This is a genomic window from Candidatus Neomarinimicrobiota bacterium, assembly GCA_022560655.1.
In the GTDB taxonomy this organism is placed as follows: domain Bacteria; phylum Fidelibacterota; class Marinisomatia; order SCGC-AAA003-L08; family TS1B11; genus JADFSS01.
The window spans coordinates 70,201-76,200 of sequence record JADFSS010000005.1 but is presented as its reverse complement, the minus strand read 5'-3'; the positions used below and the strand labels follow the sequence as shown (position 1 = coordinate 76,200).

The 6,000-nt window shown below is 63.1% G+C and carries 5 protein-coding genes; 1 reads left to right on the top strand and 4 read right to left on the bottom strand.

From position 1 onward, the window contains the following. Positions 1-697: hypothetical protein (locus IH971_01860; protein ID MCH7496582.1), on the top strand; the 697-nt coding region annotated here is incomplete at its 5' end. Positions 698-1,079: 382 nt separating this feature from the next. Here IH971_01860 and IH971_01855 read toward each other — a convergent pair. The 4 genes from IH971_01855 to IH971_01840 form a co-directional block, all read right to left on the bottom strand. Then, complete coding sequence (locus IH971_01855) at positions 1,080-2,123, bottom strand: zinc-binding dehydrogenase (protein ID MCH7496581.1); 1,044 nt, start codon at positions 2,121-2,123, stop codon at positions 1,080-1,082. A gap of 100 nt (positions 2,124-2,223) precedes the next feature. Next, positions 2,224-2,904 carry a metalloregulator ArsR/SmtB family transcription factor gene (locus IH971_01850; GenBank protein MCH7496580.1) on the bottom strand — a complete coding sequence of 227 codons (681 nt, stop codon included), beginning with the start codon at positions 2,902-2,904 and terminating at the stop codon, positions 2,224-2,226. 101 nt (positions 2,905-3,005) lie between these two features. Then, entirely contained in the window at positions 3,006-3,827 is an 822-nt protein-coding gene (locus IH971_01845; protein ID MCH7496579.1) for a hypothetical protein, read from the bottom strand. Between the two features lie 45 nt (positions 3,828-3,872). Then, complete coding sequence (locus IH971_01840; GenBank protein ID MCH7496578.1) at positions 3,873-5,339, bottom strand: proline--tRNA ligase; 1,467 nt, start codon at positions 5,337-5,339, stop codon at positions 3,873-3,875. Positions 5,340-6,000 lie beyond the last annotated feature (661 nt).

Genomic DNA, 6,000 nt, shown 5'->3' with positions numbered 1-6,000 from the left:
AGATCCCACCCACGAATACCTGTACATGGATCTTGTCGAACGGTCTCCCCTTAACCCCGATATCATCTTCGCCGTGGAGGGAACCGCAGGACTTTTCAGGTCAGAGGATGGGGGGTCCACCTGGGAATTGGTTTACGGCGGGGTAGGTTTCATTAGCGGCGGAATTGGTAAGATTGTTTGGCACCCCTACAAACCGGGCGAGGTATGGTTAGTCGTGGGGATTAGCGGGCCCAATACCTACTCCCGGCTCCTCGGCCTGAGCGAGAATGGATCATCCGTCAAGGTAGATGTCGACCTGGACAGCTTGCTTGGTTCACGTTTTAGCTCCTGGATCGAAGCCATCGCGTTCGACGTGGCAAACGCTGATGTTCTTTATGCTATTGCCAGTAACGGTTATTTCAAATCACTGGACGGGGGCTATGACTGGGAACCGATCGGTAGCGCGATCCCTGACTCACTGAGGCCATACAAGTGGACCGGCATGATTGCTGATCCTCGCAACCCGCACAGTCTGTTTATTACCTATGAAAACAGCCTTTACTACTCCAATGACGGACTGGAAACTGTTCGATTGGTGGAAAAAATCATTGCTGACGGGGCCATGAACGAGTGGTCCGGACTGATCATAACGACTGATCAATTGTTTTTTGGCACTACCACAGGGATTTACTCGCTGTCCATCGAGGGCATTCGATAGGAACATACTGGAGTTTGAAACGAAACCAGGGAGAATAGAATGAAAAAGTATTCAGAGATTGGCGGATTTGCTGCCCTCTTGCTGACAGCCGTCGCTCTCCAGGCCCAGACTGATATTCAGAGCATTGGTAGCCGGCAGTACGCCCAATGGGGTGGGGTGGGCGTGATGCATCCGGCCAGGCCGCACCCTCAGGCATCTACATCTACCGACTGGTGGCCGCCTCTATCGAGACCGGTGAACGCTTTGTGGCCAACAGAAAGATGGTGTTATTAAAATGATTTGTCACCCTGAGCTTGCCGAAGGGTGGTGTTGCTGAAGTAGCTAGGGCACGCACTGTCCCTCTGAAGGCGGGGCTGCTGCTGAAGTAGCTGCTGCCCAGCGCCTACAACGCAGCCCGGAAATCCAGCAGCACCTTGCCGAAGTTGCGCCGGTCCTGGATGTAGGCGTGCGCCTCGCCGGCCGCGGCATAGGGAAAGATCCGGTCCACCACCGGGCTGATGTGCCCGGCCACCAACCAGACCAGCAGCTCGTCAAAGGCCTTGTGCACCGCGCCCGACCGGGTGGCCAGCCGCCCCAGATGAAAGCCGTACACCCCCTTGCTGGAGTTCATCAGCCGCAGGGGCGCCAGCCGCACCGTGCGCAGCTCCCAAAACAAGCGCAACAGTCCCGGCCGCAGCCGCGTCCGGCCCATATGCTGCTGCACGCCATATAAAACCAGGGTGCCCAGCGGCGCCAGGGCCTTCAGGCTGCGCAAGGCATGGGCGGGACCCTGGGCGTCCAGGACCACGTCGGCCCCCAGGCCTGCGGTGGCCGCCTTCACCGCCGCGACAAAATCTTCGGACCGGTAGTCGATGCTCAGCTCCACGCCCATAGCGCGCAGCCGCTCATGCTTGGCGGCCGAGGCCGTGCCGATGATGCGTGCCCCGGCGTGAGCCGCCAGCTGCACGGCCGCTGTTCCTACGCCCCCGCCCGCGCTGTGGATCAGCACCGTCTGTCCCGACTGGAGATTCGCCTGGTTGAACAGCATGAGGTAGGCCGTGAGATAAGTGACGGGCAGGGCCGCGGCCGCTTCCAGGTCAACGCCGGGAGGAACAGGGCGAACCTGCACCTGATCCACCACCACTCGGCTGCTGTAGCCTCCGAACCGGGTGAGAGCGCAGACCCGGTCTCCAGGCGCGAAGCCGTCCACGCCCGCCCCCACGCTCTCGACGGTACCAGCCACCTCCAGCCCCGGCACCAGCGGCAGACGCGGCGCGCCGGGATACAGGCCCATACGGGCCATGATATCGGCAAAATTGATGCCTGCGAAGTGCGTGCTGATAAGCACCTGGCCCGCACCGGGTTGCTGCTGGGGCACGTCCACAACCTTGAGTAGCTCTGGCCCGCCGCGGCGCGCCGCCTGCACCTGTACCGTTTCGTGCTCCATGCCCGGTTCTACTCGCCTCCGCCGGTTGGGCCCGCCCGCCCGCGCCGCCTGTGGGTCGCTAGTTCCCTCTCTACGTACTTATCCAGCATGGCCAGCCCCTTCATGGCCCGGGTGCCCCTGCTAAAACCGGCAGACCCGCTGCTCGCCACTGAGCAATGCCCTCGGCGAGGCGCAACGCCGACCGCTGATGGCGTCGCAGCAACGCCACCGCCGCTGCGGGCAGCGCGCTTAAGGGACCCCGACCGTAAGCAACGATATCGCGATCCGGAGGCAAGGTCGGCAGCACGTCCTCCAGATCCTCCAGCGGCGCTGATAGGGCGCCAGGGATATGGGCCGCTGCATACTCCTCACGGGGCCGCACATCAATAAGCGTGACTTCGCCCCGTCGGAGCCGGGCTGTCAGGGTCGTAACATCAATGTTTTCACTGGGGTCGCCGCCACCCGCCGCGTTGGCAGCCTGTTCCCGTAGCTCAACCAACTGCCGGTTGGCCAGCTCCTGCACCAATTCCCAGAGTGTGCCCACCAGTTCATCAGCCAGGCGGTAAGTGACAAACAGTCCCTGCTTGCGCCCCTCGACCAGATTTGCGGCCCGCAATGCCTGCAAGTGGTGCGACGTCGCCGCCACCGATTCGGCCAACAGTTCGGCCAGCCGTTCAACGCTGCGCGGGGCTTGACCCAGCAGCTCCAGCAGCTCCAGCCGGATGGGGTTGGCCAGCGCCTTGCCAATGCGTGCGAAGTGGATAAACAGCGCTTTTTCAGATGGTGTGATAGGGGTTGTCATACTTTATTCAAATATTATACAGACTACTTGAATTTACACAGTCGATCATCGCTGCGCAAGACCCCCTTCTATCCATCGCCCACATGCGGTGACAAGCTGAATTAGCCACCTGAGGCTTGCAGACCGGCCAGGAGTGGCACCAGGGCCTCCAACATTTGCAGCTGCCGCCGAAAACGCCCACGTTCAGCCTCCACCAGAACATAGAGGCCGCCCAAGCTGTTTACCAGATAGCCCAGCGAGCCAATATCCGGCGGCTGGAACCGCATTAAGGCGGCATTATAGCCCCGTTTTGTGATCCCTTGAAACAGGCCTTCCGAATTGGTGAAAAAGAAATCGTCGGGATCCTGATCTGCCATAATGACCACTTCCCGGGCTGCGGCACCGTACAGTTCACCGGGCATGAAGTCGTGTATGGTGAGGCGCCCCGGCGAATTATTATGCACCGCCACCACCGGCCTGCTTGCAGAAATCCCAATATAGCCGGCCACTTTGTCAGCAAATATTGCGGCGATGGCCTCGTTTGCAGCCGTGAGGTTGTGGTAGTAGTCCAAGGTTCCGCGCAGGCCGGTGCGGGTAAACATGCGGTTGGGGTCGAAGCGGTCCAGGCGGCCTCCGCGCCGGATGACAATCTCACGCCCACGGCCGTGGCGCAGCTCCACCAGGCGGCCACCGTGCTGGCGGAGGTAGGCCATGGCGGCGTCAGCGGAGGTGTTTTCGTCGTCGTGAAGGCTGACAAAATTGACCGACGCGCCCGGCCGCTGGTAAATGTGCACCCACACCTTCTCTTCCTCCAGGTGCAAGGTATGGGTCTCGTGGGTCAGGTCCGCGGGTGCGGCCGGGCCGTTGGCGTGACTGGGCTGCAGGACGATTTGGGCCGGGATCGCGGCGGGCAGCAAGCCAAACAGCAGGACTGAGCGAATCATGGGGATCAATGGCATTCCTTTGCGTTGGAAACCTTCACTGACGGATCAGTACGCCCGGGCCAGGATGATCACGTGTCGGGCAGGCTGCCCCGAGTAAATGCACGCCCGGCCGGCGGTGGATTCAGCGGGCAGAATGCAGCGAATGGTGGCCTTGGTCTGCTCCTTGATGGCCGTCTCCGACGCCGGCTCACCGTCCCAGCCGCAGTGGACGAAGCCACCCTCGGCCAGCACGTCGCGGCACGCGTCCCACTGGTCCAGATCATGGGTATGCGCAGCCCTGAAGTCGCTGGCCTGGCGGAAAAGTTCGGCCTGGACCTCCGTCAGGAGTGCCGCCACAGCCGCGGGCAGCTGCGCCAGAGGCAGCGGCGACTTGTCGTCCTGGTCACGACGGGCCACAACGGCCTGCTCGGCGGCCACGTCGCGGGGGCCGATCTCGATGCGCAGCGGTGCGCCCTTCAGCTCCCAGTCGTTGAACTTGAAGCCGGGCGAGACGTTTTCCCGGTCGTCCAAGTGGGCGCGCACGCCAGCCTCACCGAGCGCGTCCGTGAGGTTGTGGGCCGCCGTGAGCACGTCGCCGCGGGTCTCATCCCTGAAAATGGGCACCACCACGGCCTGGACGGGCGCGACGCGGGGCGGCAGGCGCAGACCTTTGTCGTCGCCGTGGGCCATGATCATGGCGCCAATCAAGCGGGTGGAGACGCCCCAGCTGGTGGCATAGACATAGTCCTGCTCATTGGCCTCGGTGCGATAGGTGACATCGAAGGCCCGGGCGAAGTTTTGGCCCAGATAGTGGGACGTGCCGCACTGGAGCGCCCGGCGGTCGCCCATCATGGCCTCGATGGACCAGGTCTCCACGGCGCCGGGGAATTTCTCGGCCTCGCTCTTGAGGCCGGCGATGACCGGCAGAGCCAGCTCCGTCTCCACCACCTCCTTGTAGATCGCCAGCATGCGCAGGGTCTCCTCGCGGGCCTCGGCTTCGGTGGCGTGGGCGGTGTGGCCCTCCTGCCAGAGGAACTCCGACGTGCGCAGGAACAGGCGCGTGCGCAGCTCCCAGCGGACGATGTTGGCCCACTGGTTGATGAGGATGGGGAGGTCGCGGTAGGAGTTGATCCAGCGCTTGTACATGGCCCAGATCACGGTCTCGCTGGTGGGGCGGATGATGAGCTCCTCCTCCAGTTTTGAGTCGGGGTCGACCTCGACGCCACCCCCCTCGGCGGCGCGAAGGCGGTGGTGGGTGACCACGGCGGCCTCCTTGGCAAAGCCCGCCACGTGCTCGGCCTCACGGCTGAGGAACGACTTGGGAATGAGCAGGGGGAAGTAGGCGTTCTGGTGGCCGGTGGCCTTGAAGCGCTTATCGAAGGCCTCTCGCAGGGCCTCCCAGATGGCGTAGCCGTAGGGCCGGATGACCATGGTGCCCTTCACGGGACCGTAGTCGGCCAGCTGGGCCTTCCGGACCACGTCGGTGTACCAGCGGGCGTAATCGAGACTGCGCGGTGTGACGCCCTTGGACATGGGGGGGAAGTTAGGGAGCGGGGCGGGGAGTTTCTAGTTGCGCGTTGCCAGTAATCAGCCGTCAGCGAGCCTCAGCAATCAGCGATCGGGCCGTCGACTGACGGACTCAAGGTCCCTAAAGCGGAGGGGGCCACCGCGTGCGTCGGTGGAGGTGACCCCCCCGGGGGGGTCTTGGGTCATGTCCTCCGTCGGTGAAGGTGGCCTAAACATGGCCCAAAGATGGCCCACCGCCGTTGGCGGTGTGAAACCCACCTCACCCCCATCCGCCAGCTGGCGGATTTCCCCCTCTCCCTCAGGAGAGGGGGCCGGGGAAGAGGTGAATCAGCAGGTACCCCCCAAGGGGGGCCGGTGCCACGGGTCACGTCGGAGAGGGTGGCACCGAGGCGACACTATCGTGACACCAAGTTGACACCATTGTGGCCCCACAGTGGCCCCACAGTGGCCCCAACATGACCCCAAACCAGTGCTGGGCGTCCGGGGTGATGTGCCTTCCACCTCACCCCGGTTACTGCGTAACTCCCCCTCTCCCGAGGGAGAGGGGGCTGGGCCGGGAGATTGTCAAAGAGCGGCTAGAAGGTAGGGGCGAAAAGGGCGCGGGGGAAGGGGGAGGTTTGACGGGGGTGGGGGCGGCCAGCTGTAGAGACCAGCAAGAATCATTTCA